The 19773-nt window shown below is 66.9% G+C and carries 18 protein-coding genes and 1 CRISPR repeat array; of the genes, 13 read left to right on the forward strand and 5 right to left on the reverse strand.

Annotated elements, in window-relative coordinates; all coding sequences use genetic code 11:
- Positions 1-70: 70 nt before the first annotated feature.
- From H0B56_RS16835 to cofC, 4 genes are all read left to right on the forward strand, one after another.
- Positions 71-1231, forward strand: a complete 1161-nt coding sequence (locus H0B56_RS16835) for a cobalamin-independent methionine synthase II family protein (RefSeq protein WP_180894045.1) — start codon at positions 71-73, stop codon at positions 1229-1231.
- A 163-nt stretch (positions 1232-1394) separates the two neighbouring features.
- A complete protein-coding gene (locus H0B56_RS16840) occupies positions 1395-2768 on the forward strand; it encodes an L-serine ammonia-lyase (RefSeq protein WP_180894046.1) in 1374 nt (457 codons plus the stop codon).
- Positions 2769-3018: 250 nt separating this feature from the next.
- Positions 3019-3783: a 6-phosphogluconolactonase gene (gene pgl, locus H0B56_RS16845; RefSeq protein WP_180894047.1), complete on the forward strand. Its 765-nt coding sequence runs from the start codon at positions 3019-3021 to the stop codon at positions 3781-3783.
- Positions 3780-4499 carry a 2-phospho-L-lactate guanylyltransferase gene (cofC, locus tag H0B56_RS16850; protein WP_180894048.1) on the forward strand — a complete coding sequence of 240 codons (720 nt, stop codon included), beginning with the start codon at positions 3780-3782 and terminating at the stop codon, positions 4497-4499. The genes pgl and cofC overlap by 4 nt, the downstream gene beginning before the upstream one ends.
- Before the next feature lie 201 nt (positions 4500-4700).
- On the opposite strand, the gene H0B56_RS16855 is transcribed toward cofC, so the two are convergent.
- Positions 4701-5453 (reverse strand): TetR-type transcription factor C-terminal domain-containing protein, encoded by a 753-nt coding sequence (locus H0B56_RS16855; RefSeq protein WP_343063928.1) that lies wholly within the window; start codon positions 5451-5453, stop codon positions 4701-4703.
- A gap of 122 nt (positions 5454-5575) precedes the next feature.
- Here H0B56_RS16855 and H0B56_RS16860 point away from each other — a divergent pair, with 122 nt between their 5' ends.
- The 7 genes from H0B56_RS16860 (at position 5576) to H0B56_RS16890 (ending at position 12866) form a co-directional block, all read left to right on the forward strand.
- Complete coding sequence (locus H0B56_RS16860; protein WP_180894049.1) at positions 5576-6844, forward strand: alpha/beta fold hydrolase; 1269 nt, start codon at positions 5576-5578, stop codon at positions 6842-6844.
- Positions 6845-6882: 38 nt separating this feature from the next.
- Entirely contained in the window at positions 6883-7062 is a 180-nt protein-coding gene (locus tag H0B56_RS16865; RefSeq protein ID WP_180894050.1) for a hypothetical protein, read from the forward strand.
- A gap of 596 nt (positions 7063-7658) precedes the next feature.
- Positions 7659-10316 (forward strand): AAA family ATPase, encoded by a 2658-nt coding sequence (locus H0B56_RS23530; RefSeq protein WP_180894051.1) that lies wholly within the window; start codon positions 7659-7661, stop codon positions 10314-10316.
- A gap of 77 nt (positions 10317-10393) precedes the next feature.
- Positions 10394-11662: an MFS transporter gene (locus H0B56_RS16875; protein WP_180894052.1), complete on the forward strand. Its 1269-nt coding sequence runs from the start codon at positions 10394-10396 to the stop codon at positions 11660-11662.
- An 88-nt stretch (positions 11663-11750) separates the two neighbouring features.
- Entirely contained in the window at positions 11751-11969 is a 219-nt protein-coding gene (locus tag H0B56_RS16880) for a hypothetical protein (RefSeq protein ID WP_180894053.1), read from the forward strand.
- Between the two features lie 106 nt (positions 11970-12075).
- The gene (locus H0B56_RS16885; RefSeq protein ID WP_180894054.1) at positions 12076-12459 is read left to right on the forward strand and encodes a hypothetical protein; all 384 of its coding nucleotides are present in this window, start codon (positions 12076-12078) and stop codon (positions 12457-12459) included.
- A gap of 134 nt (positions 12460-12593) precedes the next feature.
- The gene (locus tag H0B56_RS16890; RefSeq protein WP_180894055.1) at positions 12594-12866 is read left to right on the forward strand and encodes a hypothetical protein; all 273 of its coding nucleotides are present in this window, start codon (positions 12594-12596) and stop codon (positions 12864-12866) included.
- A gap of 42 nt (positions 12867-12908) precedes the next feature.
- Here the strand turns inward: H0B56_RS16890 and H0B56_RS16895 are convergent, their stop codons facing one another.
- On the reverse strand, positions 12909-13595 hold the full coding sequence (locus tag H0B56_RS16895) for a YqeB family protein (RefSeq protein WP_180894056.1): 687 nt from the start codon (positions 13593-13595) through the stop codon (positions 12909-12911).
- Positions 13588-14199, reverse strand: coding sequence for a TetR/AcrR family transcriptional regulator (locus H0B56_RS16900; RefSeq protein ID WP_343063929.1), 612 nt, complete (start codon positions 14197-14199; stop codon positions 13588-13590). The genes H0B56_RS16895 and H0B56_RS16900 overlap by 8 nt, the downstream gene beginning before the upstream one ends.
- Before the next feature lie 156 nt (positions 14200-14355).
- Here H0B56_RS16900 and H0B56_RS16905 point away from each other — a divergent pair, with 156 nt between their 5' ends.
- Positions 14356-14940: an AAA family ATPase gene (locus H0B56_RS16905; RefSeq protein ID WP_343063939.1), complete on the forward strand. Its 585-nt coding sequence runs from the start codon at positions 14356-14358 to the stop codon at positions 14938-14940.
- A 185-nt stretch (positions 14941-15125) separates the two neighbouring features.
- Complete coding sequence (locus tag H0B56_RS16910) at positions 15126-15923, forward strand: DUF2637 domain-containing protein (RefSeq protein ID WP_180894058.1); 798 nt, start codon at positions 15126-15128, stop codon at positions 15921-15923.
- Between the two features lie 1226 nt (positions 15924-17149).
- Positions 17150-18462: a CRISPR direct-repeat array (repeat unit 29 nt; unit sequence CGGTCCACCTCCACGTGCGTGGAGAGCAC).
- Between the two features lie 18 nt (positions 18463-18480).
- Here the strand turns inward: H0B56_RS16910 and cas2e are convergent.
- A complete protein-coding gene (gene cas2e, locus H0B56_RS16915) occupies positions 18481-18786 on the reverse strand; it encodes a type I-E CRISPR-associated endoribonuclease Cas2e (protein ID WP_180894059.1) in 306 nt (101 codons plus the stop codon).
- A gap of 6 nt (positions 18787-18792) precedes the next feature.
- Positions 18793-19770, reverse strand: coding sequence for a type I-E CRISPR-associated endonuclease Cas1e (gene cas1e / locus H0B56_RS16920; RefSeq protein WP_219632838.1), 978 nt, complete (start codon positions 19768-19770; stop codon positions 18793-18795).
- Positions 19771-19773: the final 3 nt, after the last annotated feature.

Raw genomic sequence — 19773 nt, forward strand, 5'->3', positions numbered from 1 at the left:
TCACCTGCATTCGGCCGTCGCGGATTCTGATCCGCATGACGATGCCACGTATGGAAGGACTACGAATACCATGAAGCGTAGCGTTGACCGCGTGCTGACGACGCATACCGGAAGTTTCGAAAGGCCCGAGGACGTCAACGAGATGATTACGGCTCGTGTGCTCGGGAACAATATCGACGACGACCTCTTCGAGAAACGTGTGCAGGAAGCGACCGCGGAGGTCGTGGCGCGGCAGGTCGAGTGCGGGATCGACGTGGTGTCGGACGGGGAGACGGCCAAGCCTGGATACCTCGAGTACGTCGGCGATCGTATCGACGGGTTCGACGAATACATCGATGCCTCGGAAGTTTTCCGGTTCATGGATATGGAGCCGTTCCCGGAGATCGTGTACCGGATCTACAAGGACACGCACGTCAAGATTCCGGTTTGCACCCGCCCGCTGTCGTACATCGGACACGACCAGGTTCAGCGGGACATCGACAACTTCAAGGCCGCACTGACACAGAGCCCACCCACCGAGGCGTTCATGCCCGCGGTGTCGCCGGGACTGCTGGCGATGTGTTCTCCCAACCGGTACTACAAGAGCTACGACGAGTACGTGCTCGCCATCGGTGAGGTCATGAACGCGGAGTACCGTGCGATCACCGACGCGGGGCTGCTCGTGCAGATCGACGCCCCGGATCTCGCGTTCGGTGCGGACATCCGGACATGGATGTGGGGCGAGGTGGAGGAACGCGGGTTCCGCACTATCCAGGACCTGCACGTGGAGGCACTCAACGTGGCGCTCCAGGGAATCTCTCCGGAACAGGTACGTATGCACCTGTGCTGGGCCAACTACAATGGACCGCACGTCAACGACATCCCGGTACGGGACGCGCTGGAGCCGGCGTTCAAGGCGAACGTGTGCGGTATCAACTTCGAGGCGGCCAACGCTGCGCACGCGCACGAGTGGGAGGTCTTCAAGGACCTCAAGGTCCCGGACGGGAAGGTGATCATTCCCGGTGTGGTCGACTCGAAGATCGAGATCGTCGAGCGTCCCGAGCTGATATCGCAGCGGATTCAGACCTACGCCAACCTGGTGGGGCAGGAGAACCTGATCGCAGGCGTCGACTGCGGATTCGGAACGTTCGTCAACGTTTTGATGGTCAACCCGAGGATCGCCTGGATGAAGTTGCGCAATCTGGTCGAGGGTGCGCAGATGGCCTCCGACGAACTGGCGAAGAAGAGGTAGCGACCATTCGCGGTTCAGTCATGGACCATCCGGGGAGCCGGGCAGGCGCACTCGTGCCGCGTGCCGCGCGATGGCGGGACCGGACCCGCACCGTTCCGCGGGGGGCCGGGTGGGGCGGCGGACGTCCCGCTGCGGGGCGGGGGACAAGGCAGGGAGCGCGTCGATGACAGTCAGCGTGTTCGACATGTTCTCCGTCGGCATCGGTCCCTCCAGTTCCCACACGGTGGGACCGATGCGCGCGGCCGGCAGGTTCGTTGCCGAGTTGCGGACCGACGGCCTCTTGCCGTCGGTAGCTCGGCTGCGTGTGGCGCTGTTCGGCTCCCTGGGTGCGACCGGCCGCGGGCACGGCAGTGACCGTGCGGTCCTGCTCGGACTGACCGGCGAGGAACCGGAAAGCGTCGATCCTGATGCGGCCGTGGAGCGTCTCGACGAGATGAGGCGCCGCGAACGGATCATCCTGGCGGGCGGGTATGAGATCGCGTTCGTGGAACGGCGTGACCTCCTCCTGTACCGCCGGAGAACGCTACCGGAGCATCCCAACGGAATGCGGTTCACAGCGCTGGACGCGAGCGGCGCGGCGCTGCGGGAGCGTACCTACTTCTCGATCGGCGGTGGCTTCGTCAGCGAGGGCGCTCCGGGTGAGCGGAACGGGACTGAGCTTGGGGCCTCGCGGGTACGGTACCCGTACGGGACGGCAGCCGAGCTGCTCTCCCGAACGGATGAGATCGACGGACCGGTGAGCGATGTCGTGTGGGCGAACGAACGCGTGTCGCGTCCGGAAGCGGATGTCCGAGCGGGACTGCTCTACCGGTGGCGGGTGATGCGGGAGTGCGTGCGTGCGGGATGCAGGGCCGCCGGTGTGCTCCCTGGAGGGCTGAAGGTTCCGAGGAGGGCGCCCGGCCTCTACCAGGACCTCCTCGCGTCGGCATCACCGCGCGACACGTTGCAGGTCATGGACTGGGTCGCGCTGTTCGCCCTGGCTGTCAACGAGCAGAACGCGGCAGGCGGCCGTGTCGTCACTGCTCCGACGAACGGCGCCGCGGGCATCGTTCCCGCGGTGCTGCACTACTACTGGCGCTTCGTCTCGGGCGCGAGCGAGGACGGTGTGGTCCGATTCCTGCTGACCGCGGGTGGGATCGGCATGCTGTTCAAGCAGAACGCCTCGATCTCCGGAGCCGACGTGGGTTGCCAGGGCGAGGTCGGTTCGGCGTGCTCGATGGCGGCCGCGGGCTTGACAGAGGTTCTCGGCGGAAGCCCGGCGCAGGTCGAGTATGCGGCGGAGATCGCGCTGGAACACAACCTCGGCCTGACCTGTGATCCGATCGGAGGGCTGGTTCAGATCCCGTGCATCGAGCGGAACGCCGTTGCCGCCAACAAGGCGGTGACCGCGTCGCGGATGGCATTGCGATCGACCGGTACGCATTACGTGTCCCTGGACGAGGCCATCGCGACGATGCGAGCGACCGGGGCCGACATGAAGGCCAAGTACAAGGAGACGTCGCGTGGTGGCCTCGCCGTGAATGTGGCGGAGTGTTGAACACGCCCACGTCATGCCGAGGTCACGAGGAGTCGTCTCGTGTTTGAGACCGACGCCCGCGATGCGGGTGTGATCACCGGATGCGACGTGCCCCGGTAGACCCCGCTGCCGGGCGGCCGCGGCGCGCTACGGCGACGGGTACGACAGCGAGGTCCTCCCCGGTCCCGGATGCGGGCGGGAACGGTTCCTGCGCGACTCCGGAGCGCGTTCGCGGGCGCCCGGCCGCTAGTTGTGCGAAGGGAGAGTGACTGTGTCCCACCACGCATCGTACGCCGAGCACGGATCGGACGTGCTCGTTCGGGACTCGGAGGACGCCCTGACCGAGTCGGTGGCAACGGAACTGGTCAGGTCGCTCGCGCATACGCAAGCCCGCGAGGGCTCGGCGTCGTTGGCCGTAACCGGAGGCCGTACCGGGATTGCGGTGTTCGAGCGTGTTTCCAGGCATCACCTGGTTCGCGAGGTGGACTGGTCCGCAGTGGACTTCTACTGGAGCGACGACCGCTTCGTTCCCCGTAACGATCCCGAGCGCAACGAGCTTCAGGTTCGTCGCGCACTGTTACAGTACGTGCCGGTCGAGACTGCCCGGGTGTTTCCGATGCCCGCTTCTGACGGTGTGTACGGGTCCGACTGCGCCGCCGCTGCGGCTTCCTACGCTGATTTGCTGGCTCGCAAGGCACGGACATCCGGGTCGTTGTTCGACATCTGCTTGCTCGGTGTGGGTGAGGACGGCCATGTGGCCTCGCTGTTTCCGGGGTCGGCCGCGGCTGAGGAACCTCTCCGCTACGCGGTCGCCGTACACGGTAGTCCCAAACCTCCATCGACCCGGGTCACGCTGACCTTCCCCGCGATCGCCCGGGCTGCCGAGACATGGTTGGTGACGGCCGGAGCGGCCAAGGCCGCCGCTGTAGCCTCGGCGGTGCACAAGGATCCCACGGACCCCGTTCCGGCCGCGCGAGTCCGTGGCCGCGTGAGGACGCGGTGGTTCCTCGATGATCAGGCGGCGAGCGCGCTGTGAGCGGGTGGGCGGTCGTGGTTCCCGTGAAGTCGTGGCAGGTCGCGAAGAGCAGGCTCACGGGTATGCACGCGCGTGCCCGGAAGGAGTTGGCGCGGGCTTTCGCGCACGACACCGTACGTACCGTGTGTGATACACCCGTGGTGGACGCGTGCTTCGTCGTAGCGCCAGCAGCTGAGTTGTGGGACCTCGCCCGTGCGCTCAGCGACCGGGGGCTCTGTCCGGTTCTGGAACCGGTGGTACGCGACGGGCGGGACACCCTGAACGCGGCACTGGTCTGCGGCAGCGACATCGCGCTCGACTCGGGGCACCGTCGCGTGGCGATGGTGGTGGCCGACCTACCCGGGCTCTCGACGGAGGGGCTGACCGGGTTCCTGCGTATGGTTCCGGCGGAACGTCCGGCATTCATCCGCGACGTGCACGGGACGGGAACGACCGTACTGGCGAGCCACCGAGGGGCGCTGCTGCGACCACGGTTCGGGCACGACTCGGCGGTACACCACCGGCGTTCGGGCGCGGTCGATCTCACCAGCAGGTGCGATCCGCGGTTGTCGCACGACGTGGATACCTGGCTCGATCTGGGAGCTGCGAGCCGTGTGGCTGGACCGCGGGTGAGCCGGTGGTTCGAAGGCAGCCGTTCCATGCTCGCCACGCTGTCGCGTAGTCGAACCGGTCGGTTCGCCGAAGCGGGTGATACCCGAGGACGGGAGATCGGATAGGCGGACAGGCCGGAACGCCGGGACAGGGCGACCGGAGATCCGCGTGCTTCCGCATCCGTCGCCGCCCCGGAACACGCCTTCCGTCTCCGGTGCCGGACCTTACGCGGATCCCTCGCGCGGACGTCGGTGCTGCCGACGGAAGCCACGACGCGGAGGAAGCGATGTCACCGGACGGTCGATTCCGTCGGCAGGGTGCCGGCATCACCGCTGCACGGCGTGATTGTCGTTCGCCGCTTCGAGGGTGTGCCGTACGAGCTCGGCGATGGTGCCGTTGGGGTCGCTGAGTCGTTCCACCCTGCTGTCGTCGATGACCAGCCCGCGGAGCGTGGTGGCGACGTACTCGCTGGCGATGTGGTCGACCGGGGCGTGGCCGTCCGGGTCGAACCAGGTCCACATCCAGTGGACCGAGCCGAAGATGTACAGGCTGACGATGTCCTCGTCACAGCGGCGGAACAGGCCGGTGTCGATGCCGTCGCGGATCACGTCGCGAACCAGCCGCCGGTAGTCGGCACGCTGCCGCCGGACGGTGGCGAGGGTCTCGTCGTCGAGTAGCTGGACCACTTCCCTCTGGAACGCGACCGTGGACGTCCGGTCGACGACCTGATAGTTCACGAACGCGTAGATCAGCGCGGCCAGTTGTTCGTCCGCGCCTGCCGTGTTGTCGAGAAGGGTTTCGGCCTCGGCGAGGCGCCTGCGCATGTATCGCTCTTGCAGCTCCCTGAGCAACACGCTCTTCGTGCCGAAGTGGTGCACGATCGTGCCTTTGGAAATACCGAGCTCGGCGGCGATGTCGCCGAAGTTGGCACGTTCGAACCCGCGCTCGGCTACGTGGCGGCCGAAGACGTCCAAGATCGTGCTGCGCCGGCCTGGCGCGCGTCCGTCGCCGGGGGCGCTGCCGGGGTGCTCGCTGGGGTTCACGTCGTATCGCCCGTCGCTCGGCGGTTGTCGATCCACAGTACGTCACCGTAGCCGAATCGGTCCGGCGCCGACCCGCTCCGTATTGACCGTACGTACGGTCAATACTATCGTAGCGGCCATCCAAGTGCCCGGTGGGAGTGCACAAGGAGGTGCTACGGGTGGGGAAACGGTGGATCCGAAGCGTGTTCGGTGTGCTGAGCGCGGCACTGTTGTGCGTCACGGCGCCACCGGCCGTGGCCGTTGCCGACACCGGCCCGTCGCGCGTGTGCCAGGAGCAGCGGATTCCGGTGTCGATGTCCGAGCGAGGCCCCGCGGACCAGCATGTCTATGGCGAGTTGTGCGTCCCGGAGGGGCGTTCCCCCGCCGCGGTGATGCTGCTGACCCATGGCATCACGTATGACCACCATTACTTCGACTTCCCTGGGTTCGACGGGCGGTACTCCTACGCGCGTTCGGCTAATGCGGAAGGGTTCGCGACCTTGACGATCGACCGGCTCGGGTCCGGGGCGAGCTCACATCCGCCGGGCTCGTCGCTGGGGATGAACACGCATGTGTGGGTGGCGCACCAGCTGGTTCAGAAATTGCGGCACGGTGGGATGGTCAGCGCGTCCGGGCCGATCACGTTCGACAAGGTCATCCAGGTAGGCCACTCCTACGGCAGTGGGGTGACCTGGATCGAAGCGAGTCGATTCGGTGACGTCGACGCGATCGTCGTCACCGGCGCCAACCACTTTCTCCGGATGGACACCATCGCCCAGGTCCTGACCCCCTCGTTCATCCCGGCGGCCGCTGACCCGAAGTTCGCGGGACGTATCGCCGACCCGTCGTACGTTACGACGCGCTCCGGTACGCGATACGCCGACTTCATGGCTCCCGGCAACGTCGATCCCCGGGTCGTCGCGGCCGACGAGGAACTCAAGCAGACCGTGACTACCACCGAGCTCGCCGAGATCCCGTTCGACATCGGCTACACCCTCGATATCCGGGTGCCGGTGCTGATCGCCCAGGGTGACGAGGACAGGCTGTTCTGCGGGGCCGGCGTCACATGTGAGTCCGAACGGCAGTTGATCAATGCCGAGGCGCCGCACCTGGGCGACCCGCCCTGCGTGGACGCCTACCTGCATCCCGGCGCGGGTCACGACAACGTGCTCATGCCGAACGCGCGCGACTTCTTCGAGGCCCTGAATTCCTGGGCGAAGCGAACAGTGCCGCCGGACGGCACCGTTTCGCATGGCTGTCCGCGGTTCGATCCCGACGAGTTCAAGTCGATGGACACCGGATCGCCTCAGGAGTATCCGTCCGACCCGGCGCAGGAACTGGCGACCACACCGCCGGTCGTGGGAGGAGTGCTCAACCACACCGGGCAGGCCTCCGCCGAGGTCCTCGACGGGCGAGTGTCCGACACCGTGTTCCCGGCCCTGCCGTGACCTCGCCCATCGTCCGGCATCACGAGGAGAGGATCCCGATGAGCACACCTGACACCCTCCACGGCCTGCTCGGAATGGTGAGCCGTACGACAGGTGACAAGACGTTCCTGCGGTGCGTGTCCGGTTCCGGCCCCGCCGATATCACCTTCGCCGAGCTGGAACATCGCAGCCGCCGCGTCGCGGCGGGTCGGGGTGGTGTGGAGCGGCCGGCGCGCTGATCCTTCGGGGAGGAGAAGTCACTGTTGCGGAGGACGGTGAGCACGGTGACCGATCATGCCGGTGTGGGGCTTGTGCGGTTGCTTCGCGAGTGATTGGAGCAGGCGAGTCCGGATCCGGTGCGGGAAATGCCGCGGATCTTCGCTGAGATGCCGTTGAGCGCCGCTGCCGACATCGTCTGCCGAGTGCCGTCCGTGTCCGTCGCCTCGACCAGTCCGGCGGGGGGGGGGCGAGCCGTGCTCAACCAACCCCAGCAGACACGCCGATCATTCTGAAACGAGCTCTTATAACAACGGGTCACGAAGGTGCACCTGGTGCAGGCGGCGTGATCCGACCACGCACGACAGAGCGGCAAGCACCTCCGGGCGCTCCCTGGATAGGGCTGAATACGCCGCACGAATCCGGTAGGCCAAGCCGATATGGGGCGTACCGGCCCAGCCCCGGGTCCACCGATGCTCAGCCGGCCCGATTCATCCCGGTCGGCCAGGAGACGCTGCCGGCCTGCTGCAACCGTCTCCTGCTGCCGAGGGTGGTGGACGCATGTGGGCATGACACGTGACGGTGTGGACGCGCTGGACCGAGTTGCCATGATGGGGGCGTGAGCAACTCGGGGTTCGTTGGTCGTGACGTTGAGCTGTCCCGCTTGATGGAGGTCTTCGAGCGGGTCCGGCATGACCGCACCGCGGAGGCCGTGCGCGTGGGCGGTGAGGGTGGTGTCGGAAAGTCCCGGCTGATCGCGGAATGGACCGGCCTGCTGGGGGAGGGGATTCGCGTCCTCTCGGGTGGCTGCGTCGAGCTCGGAACCGCGGGGCTGCCGTTCGCCCCGTTCACCGCGGCACTACGCTGCCTCGTCCGGGAGCTGGGGCCGGACGAGCTGCGCTGCTTCCTGCCGGGCGCGAGTGATCTGGCGTGGCTGGTACCGGACCTCGGGCCCGCCCACGGCACTGCCGATCGCGACCTGGACCGGGCTCGGCTGTTCGAGCGGGTCCTCGCCCTCCTCGAGGCGTTGGATCACCCAGTGGTCTTGATCATTGAGGATGTGCACTGGGCGGACCGGTCGACGCTGGATCTGCTGAGCTTCCTGACCTGCAACCAGCGATCCGTCGGTGGAGTGATCACCGTCGTGACCTACCGGCCGGAGGACCTGGATCACGAGCGGCGGGGCCGGTTGGCCGAGCTCGCCCGCGTGGCAACACGCATGGTGCTGCCGCGGCTGTCTCGCCGGGACGTGACCGTCCAGTTGCGGGGCCTGCTCGGCCGCGAACCACCTGCGGATCTGGTGGGTGATGTCTACCGGCGCAGCGAGGGAAACCCGCTCATCGTGGAGGCGCTGCAGGCCGGCGACCCCGAGCGGGTGGGTGATCTCTTTCTCGCGCGTGCCGATGGGTTGCCCGAACGGACTCGGCGTGCGGTACGCGAGTTGAGCGTGGCGAAGAGCAGCGTGCCGTTCCGGATGACCGATGAGGCCTCTCTCCGTCCCGCCCTCGACGCGGGACTGCTCATTGTCGACGGCGATGCGTACGACTTCCGCCACGAGCTGATCCGCGAATCCATCTACCGTGACCTGCTCCCCGGGGAGCGGACCGCGCTGCACCGGCGCTACGCGGAGACGGTCGACGGGTCGTCCGCGGAGCGGGCCTACCACTGGAGCCGGGCGGGCGAGCCCGACCGGGCGCTGGAGGAATTCTGGCGGGCGGCGGCCGAGGCCGGCGAGAGCCTGGCCTATACCGAACAGCTGGATCTGCTGGAGCGAGTGATCGAGCTGGAAGGCCCTGGTCGTGATCGGGCTCGTGAGCTCGCTGTCGAGGCCGCTAACCTCGCCGGGGAGCACGAACGCGGCGAACGCCATGCGACCGAGCTTCTCGTCCAGGAACGTTCCGCACGTATCCTGCTGCTACGCGCCCGGATGCGCCGTCACCTCGGTAACCCCGGCGACATCGAGGATCTCCGCGAGGCCGTGCGGCTGGCGCCGGAAGGGCAGCAGGCTCCCGCGCTGGCCGCACTCGCCTCCCGGCTCATGGAGAGTTTCGGCGCCGAGGAAACCGAGGCGGTCGCCGAGCAGGCCACGGAGGCGGCGCGGGCGGCAGGCGACGACGCGAGCCTCGCCATGGCGACGACCTGTCTGTCGGCCCTGAAGATCCGGGACGGTGATACCTCGGGCGGCTTCCCCGGGTTGCGTGAGGCCCAAGAGATCGCTCGGACGGGCGGGTACCACGGGGCCCTGATGCGGGCGATCCATTACGAGGCGCACCTTCTGGAGGCGTTCGGCGAACACGAAGAGGCGATCGCAGCCGCACGTAAGGGTATCGCCACCGCCGAGGGGACCGGCCTCGCGCGCACGTCCGGCGCCGTCCACTCGATCGATCTCGTGGAGGCGCTCGCGGTGTCGGGTCGCTGGGACGAGGCGCTCGAAGCCGCCGAACGTGGCCTCGAGCTCGCGCCGACACCGGCGCTGCGTGCCCACCTGCTCCGCCATCGCGCATCCATCGCCCTGGCCCGGGGCGACACCGCTCTGCCCGCCACGGTGATCGAGGAGAACCGTGCACTCGGTTCGGACCCGCACGAACTCCTCCCGTTGATCGTGCTGGAGATCGATCTCGCGCTCGTAGAGGGACGGCCCGACGACGCGGAATCGATCGCCGGCGGCGCTGTGGAGGAGCACGATCTGCGGCGGACGTCGCGCTTCTCGTGGCCGCTGCTCGTCGCCGCCGCCGAGGCAGGTGCGGGCGAGTCGCTCCGCGACGTGCGTGCGGACCTCCCCGTCACCGGCCCGATCCAGCGGGCTCACGCGGTCTACTTCGACGCTGCGACCGGTTCGGCCACGTGGGACGAAGCGGCATCGGCGTGGGAGGTCGCCGGGGATCCTTACCGTACGGCCCTGGCGTTGACGAAAGCCGCGCGCGCGTTGGCCACCTCCGATCGGGCCGCGAGCTCCGTCCGTCTGACGCGTGCCTTCGACCTTGCCTCGGACCTGCGTGCCGAACCACTTCTCGCCGAGATCGCCGATCTCGCCCGGCGCGCAGGCGTTTCGCTCGGTGAGCCAACCTCGCACTCCGAGAACGTCTTCGACCTCACCTCCCGGGAGATGGACGTGCTGCGTCTCGTGGTCGAGGGCCACGACAACCGGCAGATCGCGGCGCAGCTGTTCATCACCGCCAAGACGGCGAGCGTCCACGTCTCCAACATCAAGGCCAAGCTCGGAGCGGGATCCCGCACGGAGACTGCCGCGATCGCCCGCCACAACGGCCTGGCTTAGTTCGTGCTTCGAGATCCCGGCGGATATTGGGATGCATCCCAATGCGCGTGCGGGTGCCTTAGTCCGAGCCTGGTGCCATGAAGCAGACGAACTGGGCCGCCATCGTCGCGCTGGCTTTCGCCATCGCCCCGATGGCGCTGGACATGTCGATCGTCGCCGTCGGCTTGCCCGCCATCGGTGAGGATCTCGGCGCCCCGCCGTCAGGGACACAATGGGTGGTCCTCTCCTACCTGATTCCGGTGGCGTTACTCAGCGTCCCTGCCGGGCGATGGACGGACCGGTCCGGGACCAAGCCCGCGTTCCTGCTCGCCGTCGCTACCTTCGGGGCCGCAAGCGCACTCATCGCGGCCTCCACGACCCTGGCGATGCTGCTGGCCGCCCGAGTCCTTCAGGGAGTCGCCGGAGCAGTGCTCAATGGTATGGCTTATCGGGTCGTCGCGAATGTCACGCTACCGGAGCACCGCGGCCGGGCCATGGGGATTGTCACGGGCCTGATCCCGCTCAGCATGATCGCCGGGCCCGGCGTCGGCGGGCTCATGGTGGAGGCGTTCGGCTGGCGCTCGATCTTCCTCATCAACATCCCGATCGTGCTGATCACACTGGCTCTGGGCATTCGGACGCTGCCGGGCGGCGGACGGCCCGTGCTGCCGCACCTGTCCATGCTCGACATGCGGCCGGTGGTGGCGCTGGTTCGGCGGCCGGCGGCCGGCGGACGCCTGGTGGCACTGATGCTGGTGGTCACCGGCGTCGGCATGCCGTTCTTCCTGATGCCGTACTACCTCGACGAGTTCCTGGGGCTGACGGCCCAGGTCTCGGGCACCGTCATCCTCACCCTCCCGGCCGGAACGGCACTGCTCTCCCCGCTTGCCGGGTGGCTCGCCGACCGATTCGGCGCCCAGCGGCTCGCCCTGATCGGAGCGCTGGTGAGTGTCGGTGGCATGGCACTGCTGATTCCGCCCGTGGGCCCGGGCACGGGCTTGTCCGACATCGCCTGGCGCCTGTTCGTCCTCGGCGTCGGACACGGCCTGTTCAGTGGACCCCTGCAGGCGGCGATGATGGCGGCGGTGCCGGGGGACATGATGGCCACCGCCGGCGGTACGGCGGCGCTGTTCCGCACCGCCGGGTTCGCCATCGGCCCCGCGGCCGCCGCCACCTCGTGGACGTGGGCATCGGGTGGTGTCGCCGGTTTCCAGGCCGGTGCAATATCCCTCACCGTGATTACGGCGCTCGGTGTACCGGCTCTTCTGGTCGCGCGGAGGCGTTCGTCCGTCTCCACCGGGGCCGAGCAGGCGGCTACTGCTGACGTGGGTGGCGCCGGCCGTACAAGCCGGGTTCAGGACGCTTGATGTCGCTGCTGCGAGATGACCGGGGCTGGTCACCCGCTCGCTGTTCAGGCTCCGGGAAACAGGTGTGCGTCCGAGACGGTCCAGCGAGGTGACATGCCCGCGGTTGCGGGTCACCTTGCGCAGCCTGGCGTTGATCGACTCGTTCAGGTTGGTGATGAACATGACCTTACGCAGCGGTGCCGGGAACCGTAGCGATGGCGTGAACTCCGGCCGTGCCTCGGCCAGCCGCGGAACCAACCTCGCCGAACAGCACAGCCAGGTGGCGTCAAGTGGCGGTGATCACGACCGGCCGTGCCTGCTGCCGTGAACGTGTGTGCCGCGCTGCGGACCGTCGGACGAACGACGAACTGCCAGGGTAACGGCAGCGATCAAACGTACATGATTCACGACGCAACCTCCGTCAGACTGGAGGTATGCAGACCCGGCCCGAGCTGAATGCTCATCCACAGTGGCTCGGCACTGGCAACTCGTACTTCCCGGTTGCCGCTCGCGTTGACGGCCAATGGTGGGTGCTGCGACTGAACAACTTCCCTGACCACCCGATGTGGACCTTGTTCGTCGACGGCGTAAAGCGCTCCGACCTCGATGACGAACCGGAGGGCTGGGCCAATCCCGTGACACACACGGTTTCTGAGCTCGATGCCCGAACGGTCCGAGAAGTCTTGGAGCCGGTCAGTACCTTCCTCGCCTACGGCAGCGAGGTGGGTCAACCGTGTGATGGCCTGTTCTGCTGCTTCGGCGAACCGACGTCTTGCTTCGACGTAAATGGGTCCGAGGGCCCGCGAAGGTTCCGGTGACACCGACGTCCGTGGCGTGGATGCGCTCCCATGCTCTGTGCCGGGTTCCTGTGGCTGTGGCGGGCGACACATCTGGCCAAGCCGCTCCCGACGAGTCGGGCACAGGTAGCGGCGGTGCCCTGCGGTATGGCGACATGCTCGTCGAGCACCAGCCGCCCGCCTGGTGCGAGCGCGCGTGTCACCTCGTCGAGGACCGTGTCGCACAGCACCGTGAGCAGCTCGTCCTTGTCGGCGAAGTGGTAGCTGATCATCCCCGGGCTCTCGACAGGCCGGCCTCGGCGGCGATGCGGGTGAACGAGGCCTTCGACAGCCACTCGCGCGCGATCACCCGCACCGTCGGATCAACGATCTGTGCCCGCCGCGCCTGCATCGCGAACGACAGTCTTGTTTGCATGAACAAAACATGACACGCATGAACTGGACATGGTCGGACTCGACGCCAGCTGCCGTCAGCGCGATGAGATCACTCGGTACTGCTGCTCGTTGTCGCGGTCGCGCACGGCGATTCCCAGGGCGCGAAGTTCATCGAGCGCGTCATCGGCTGCGCCCGTTCGCTTGTCTGCGAGAGCACGGCGCCTGGTGCGCAGCAGATCGTGCACTCTGCTGTCCACGTCATCGCTCCCGTCGACCCACGTGACGTATGCGCTCTCGTAGGGGTCGGTGCTGCCCTGCCACGGATACCCGAATCCCTCGAACGCCTGACGCAGTCGCTTCGCAAGAACCCCGTCGGTGCGCGTTCGCGACACCTCGCCGCCGCGGTGGTCGGTGATGACGAGGTCGTGGCCGTCGGTGAACACGCCGCCGATCCATTCCCGGTCGATGCGCCTGTTCGCCCCCGCCCGCTGCATGGTGACGCTGTCGTCCGAGACTTCGACGAGGCCCATGTCCTTGCGCCACTCACGGACGACCCAGACCCCCAAGCCCAGCCCTGCCAGAGTCAGCACCGGGATGGCCCATGTGAGCGGCAGACCGGCCGCGAGACGCAACGGTCCGGGGGCATCGCCAACCTGAGACAGCAGCCAGTCCACGAGTGGGTGGACCAGGAACGCAGCACCGAACCCGAGGGCGGCGCCTGCAAGGCAGATGCCGGCAACCCACGCCTTCGGGAGCGTGATCGTCGTGCGACTCTCAGCCATCCGACTCTCCTTCCTCCTCGCGCGCGCCGAGATACCTCAGAACGGTGCGTCGCAGCTCGGGCACGGGCCAGTATCCGGGCCTGGCGTTGAGATAGGTCGCATCCACGATCGCCTGCAACCACCTCGCCGTCTCGACCGGATCCAGGGCCGCGTCGATCTCATCGTCGGCGATGCCCCGTGCGATCAGCGCGGCCAGACCGCCGGTGACCACCTCGGCGGTCTGCGCGACCACCGCGACGAGCGCGGGATCGTGCTCGGCGCGCCGCAGCAGTTCAACGAGCATTCCCGATGCGCTCGGATCCGCGGCGTCCTTGGCGAGCTCGCTGACCACGTCGAGGATCGCCGGCACGGGCGTCTCGCTGTCGGCATGCCTTTCGACCAGCGACTCCACGGCGGGTAGATCCCGTTCGAAGATCGACCGGAACAGCGCCGCCTTGTCGGTGAAGTAGTAGAAGACGCTTGCAGTGCTGACCCCAGCCGCCTCTGCGATGTCTGCCACGCTTGTGCGCTCATATCCCTGCGTCGCGAACAATCGGCTCGCCTCGACGGTGATCTGTTCGCGCTTCCGGGCGGCCCGCTCAGGATCAGCTCTCCTCGGCAACACCGACCCCCCATTTCTTTGTCTGACTGATCAGACAAAGAATACCGCCTTCCGTGCCGTGACTCGACACGGCACGGAAGGCGCAAGGGCCGGAGACGAACGTGGCGCAAGCCCCGAACGCCAGTGAGGGGTCGAGGCCCGGGCTGAGTCGGCCGTCGGCTGCAACGCAGGCGCCGCCAGATGCTGGCCGCTGGCGGCCGCGCCGGATCACACCTCACCCTCGAAACCGCCTGCCCCACCATGACCGCAGGCGGCGAGGCTCTGCTCATCGACTGGCTCGACAACAACCCGCACGCCCGCCTGGTCAACATCGACACCTTCGAGAAGATGCGCGGCAACGACCCGGCGGCCGCCTCGGCCTACGCCGCCGACTACACCGCCGCCGTGCGGTTCAAACGGCTCGTCGACCACGACAACGTGCCGTTCCTGCTCATTCACCATGTGCACAAGCAAGGCGCCGAAGACTTCCAAAGCCTGGTCTCCGGCACGAACGGCCTCACCGGCGCGGTCGACGCCGTGTTGGTGCTCGGACGCTCGCGCGGCCAAGCCGACGGGGTTCTGCACGTCACCGGCCGTGAGGTCGAAGAAGCCGACTACGCCATGAGCTTCGACGCCAGCGCCGGAGCCTGGATCAAGCTCGACGGTCCAGCCAGCGACCACCTCATGAAGGAGATCAGACCGGTCATGGTCGAAGGCGCAACCGCCATGGACAGGCTGTTTCCCCTCTGCGAGCGAGACACGTAGTCATGCGGTTAGTCATGCAAAAAGTTAGCGGGCCGCCATCCCTAAGGGACAGCGGCCCGCTAACCTGTGTTTTCGCTGGTGGACCTAACGCTAAAGCATACGAACCACCACGACGTGCTGGTCGAAGGTCCCGAGATCCGGATCAAGCCCGTCGGCGAGCGACGTCTGGCGGCAGGTGAGGTCTGATGCCCTCCGAGCCAGTTACCTCCAGCTCCCGTCCTGACCGGTCCTTGCGTCTGCAGTGCGCGCGCACGCTGCTGGTGTCCGTGGGTGCGGCCTACGTGTCGTATCAGCACGGCCGCGAGTTCGCCCTGCGGTTCGGTGCTGACGAGACCACCGCCGCCCTTTGGCCTCTCATCGTGGATGGCCTGTTGATCATGGCCACCATCGAACTGTGGAAGACCAGCCACCACCGTGCCGCCGGGCGGTGGAAGGCATGGCTGTCGTTCAGCTTCGGTATCGGCCTGTCGCTATGTGCCAACATCGCCTCCGCCCCCGAGTTGAACGCACCCGGCATCGCCGTGGCTGCCTGCCCACCGCTGGTGCTCCTCCTGTCGGTCGAATTGCTCAACCAGGCACTCAAGCGGCGCCATGCCGAGATCGCCAGCGGGACCGCCCCTGAGTACGACGAGAATGCGTCAGCACCGCCGCACTCGGCGGAAGCGAGCGAGGCCAACCCGCCCCTGGAGCCTCCCGAAGAAGCTCAGGATGTGCCAGCACCGCGCACGGTTGTGAACAACACGCCTGGTCACAGCGCCAACAGCGCGGACGATGTCCCGGAGACACCACACGCTGAGGAGGACGATCCGCTGTGCGTGCAGGCACACCGGCTCGACGCCGAACACTGGAACCTGTACCAACGTCCGATCTCCGCCGACACGCTTCGCCGCACGCTCAGCATCGGCTCGGCCCGAGCCCGCGCACTCACCCGCCACGGCCGCCAGCAGCACCAGCCGACAGCGGTGCTGGCGGCAGTGGAATGAGCACCCGACCCGCGGCGGGCCACCGACCTCCGAACGACCCACGACGACGGTCGAACATCGTCGCAAGCTCAGCGGCGGTGGGCATCGTGGCTGTCCGTACGGCTCCCGTCGAGCACATGTCTCCGGGGCACAGACAGGACCCGCCAAGCGTCAACCCCGCCGTACCGGGCGGCGTAGCGCTCCGCCGTCGCGCGATCACCGAACCGCACTTCTTGCGACCGCCTGACGTGCACGATCTTGACCGCCACCGCGACCTCCCCATCCGACTCCACGTTCACCCGCACCCAAATGTTCGCACATCAGTTCGATCGCCGCTCGTCGGCATCCGCTCGGCGACCGGATCACTGGCGGGCAGGGTCGTGTGGCGATTGCCGGGGCCTGGACCATGGTGGTCTCTTGCTGACGCCGCATGGGCCAGCGACGCAGATGACCATGCCGCGGGACTGGTGCATACATGACCTCGCAGGAACAGGTGAGGGTCGGGGCGACGTGAGGTGGTTCAGGAAAGGTCGGGCTAGGCGATCTCTGCCACCAGGCGTACTACCTGGCGAGCGGGGTCGCGCACTCCGAGTGGTGGTCGATTGAGACTCATGCCATGAAGCGCTCCGTGAACGTGCTTCACGGAGGACATCTCGCCCCGAGCTTCAGCCTCAGCGCGGGCGGGAATGTCGAGCTCGCGAACTCATAGATTGATCAGCTCTACATGCTGATCGAGTCTGCGTGCCAGAGTCCGCGACCCGACGCTCGTCATCGCGATGGCGCTCCCGGGACCGTGCGCCACCGTTTACGCGAACGTGGCATCGCGACGCGCGCCGAGGACAATCCCGTCGTCGGGGCAGTGAAACCCCTGGATCGGCAAGCGAACGGATTTCAGCGCTCACCCTGACTGACCCGTTCAACTGCAGGAATGCTATAACCATCCGGTTCGCAAAGTCCAGAGATCTCGCACTCTCAGAACGCCTCTGCAACCGACCACACAGGTCATACGTACTTCCACGTGCGTGGAGAACGCGGCGCATACACACATCACCCAGCGCGGTTCCGGTCCACTTCCACGTGCGTGGAGAACACGACCACGTTGTCGTGCTCGGTCATCTCACTGTCGGTCCACCTCCACATGCATGGAGAGCACTCGAGCACACGCTGCGGCAGGGCGCACAGCGCCGATCCACCTCCACGTGCTGTGGAGAGCACTCCGGATCCCCGGTCAGCTTCGCCGAGCTGCCCGGTCCACCTCCACGTGCGTGGAGAGCACAACCACAACGCCATCACCAGGTCACACACCTGCGGTCCACCTCCACGCGCGTGGAGAGCACTTCGACCCGGACAGGTACAGCGAATGCAGCGCCGGTTCACCTCCACGTGCGTGGAGAGGACGACGTCAGGACACCGATCAGCCAACCGGCCCACGGTCCACCTCCATGTGCGTGGAGAGCACTTTCCGCCCGAGTCGTACGGGTCGCGGGTGGTCGGTCCACCTCCACGTGCGTGGAGAGCACGGTGTCGTGCGGTACTGTCATTCCGTATGCTCCGGTCCACTTCCACGTGCGTGGAGAGCACCCGCCGCACCGGCCGCAGTGCCGCCAGTGCTTCGGTCCACCTCCACGTGCGTGGAGAGCACGCCAAGGATGCCCAGCACAGCAGCCGCGTCAGCGGTCCACCTCCACGTGCGTGGAGAGCACCAATGCCCAGCCACCGAGCACGTGCACGGGTGCGGTCCACCTCCACGTGCGTGGAGAGCACCGAGAACGTTTCCGGCGTGCTGCCGTCCACCATCGGTCCACCTCCACGTGCGTGGAGAGCACCGAGAACGTTTCCGGCGTGCTGCCGTCCACCATCGGTCCACCTCCACGTGCGTGGAGAGCACCTTGGCCCCGCGCCATTCGTTAGAGCCCCGGCCGGTCCACCTCCACGTACGTGGAGAGCACGACCAACGCGAAAGCAGTGAGCAGGAGGAGGACGGTCCACCTCCACGTGCGTGGAGAGCACACGGCGGGTCACATCGGACACCACGCGGTTCGCGGTCCACCTCCACGTGCGTGGAGAGCACCTCTATGAGCAGCGGAAGTAACGTGATGATCGCGGTCCACCTCCACGTGCGTGGAGAGCACTAATCCTCGTAGCACCCGGAGTCGTACGCCAGCGGTCCACCTCCACGTGCGTGGAGAGCACGACAGGCGCCGCGAGGACTTCGGCGAGAACGGCGGTCCACCTCCACGTGCGTGGAGAGCACCCGCTGCTGCTGCTTTTCTAGCCGCTCGCGGCGCGGTCCACCTCCACGTGCGTGGAGAGCACGGAACTCTTCTCCGCAATTGCACTCCCACCTACGGTCCACCTCCACGTGCGTGGAGAGCACCACCCCGACAACACAAGCGCATGCTGCCCCTGCGGTCCACCTCCACGTGCGTGGAGAGCACGTCGCTGCCCCGGCTGTAAGGGGCTACGCTCGCGGTCCACCTCCACGTGCGTGGAGAGCACGCGGGTCGGTACGCGCATCCTGACCCAGACGGCGGTCCACCTCCACGTGCGTGGAGAGCACCCTTTGCGACCTGCGGCTTTATACTTGTGGTATGTCAGTTTCGTCGCGGAACTCGATGAGTTGGAGGCCTTCGAAGTCCGCGACTCTGCGTCGGCGCTCTCCTGCGGTTTTGACGATGTAGCGTTGTTCGTTGTCCGCTGGGTGTACGCACACTGCGGCGCCGTCCTCGACGGCGTCGCTGACGGCTTCCCATAGCCGGTCGCGAACACGCGCTGAGACGGTGCCGACGTAGAGGCCGGGTGCTGGTTCGGTTAGCCAGCGGCTTAGGGATCCTCGGACGTAGTCCGGTACGGCAGTCGTTGAGATTACTAGCAGGTTCGACATGGTTGGTCACCATTCCGCGTCGGTCGCATAGTTCACTCCTGCCTCCATGGCGCCGAGATCCGGGTCCCATAGGTGCACCAGATCGACTTCTTCGGGTTGTTCTGTCTCGATTTCGGCGTCGGGTGTCAGGAGGCGCTGGATGTCGTGCACGATTTGCGGCATGAGCTTGTAGAGGCGGAACTCCGCCCGGAGGCGGATTCGGGCGTCGCGGTCGGGCTGGTTGCTGTGATGCAGCGAGAACGCCAGCGGTATGGTGTGTTTGGCCTTGTACAGGTCCGCGAGGTCGTAGACGAACGAGTGCTGCTTGCCACTGTGGATGAATCCGAGTGCTGGGGAGCAGCCCATGGCGAGGACGGCTGTGTGGACCACTCCGTACAGTGCGGTGTTCGCCGCTGATAGTGCCTGGTTGACCGGGTTCTGGTGGTCCCAGTGTTGCGGGTTGTAGTTGCGTTTGAAGCCACGCATCCGGTGGCGTTGCGCCAGCGACTGGTACAGCGCTTTCATTCGCTGCCCTTCGAGTCCGCGTAGGCTGTGCATGGTCGTGCCCTGCGGGACGGTCATGCCGAAGCGCATCTCGTACATCCTGCTGGCTACGTCGAAGCGGGTTGTCTCGTCGGCCCAGCAACGAACCTGGCGTTCGAGCCATTCGGTGGTGAGGTTCGATGGTTGGCTCGCCGAGTACATCCGCACCCCGCCGGCACCGCTCCACACGACGGTGGTGCCGTGTCGGGCGAGCGTTGCCATCGCGGGGTTGGTGATCGACGTTCCGGTACCCATCAGCACGCACGACAGCGCCGCCACGGGCAGGGACACGCGGCTGTCCGAGCCGTCGTCCTTCTGCACTTGCGCGCACACCCCGGTGTCGTCCTGCACGACCCGTACGTTCTCCAGGTAGAGGAAGGATAGCGAGTCGGCGATGCGGGGCAGCATCGCCACGGTCGGTGTCGTCAGTACGCGGCGGGGGTGTTGTGACGGTCCCGGCATGGG

The sequence above is a fragment of the Haloechinothrix aidingensis genome (assembly GCF_013450155.1).
Taxonomy (GTDB): domain Bacteria; phylum Actinomycetota; class Actinomycetes; order Mycobacteriales; family Pseudonocardiaceae; genus Haloechinothrix; species Haloechinothrix aidingensis.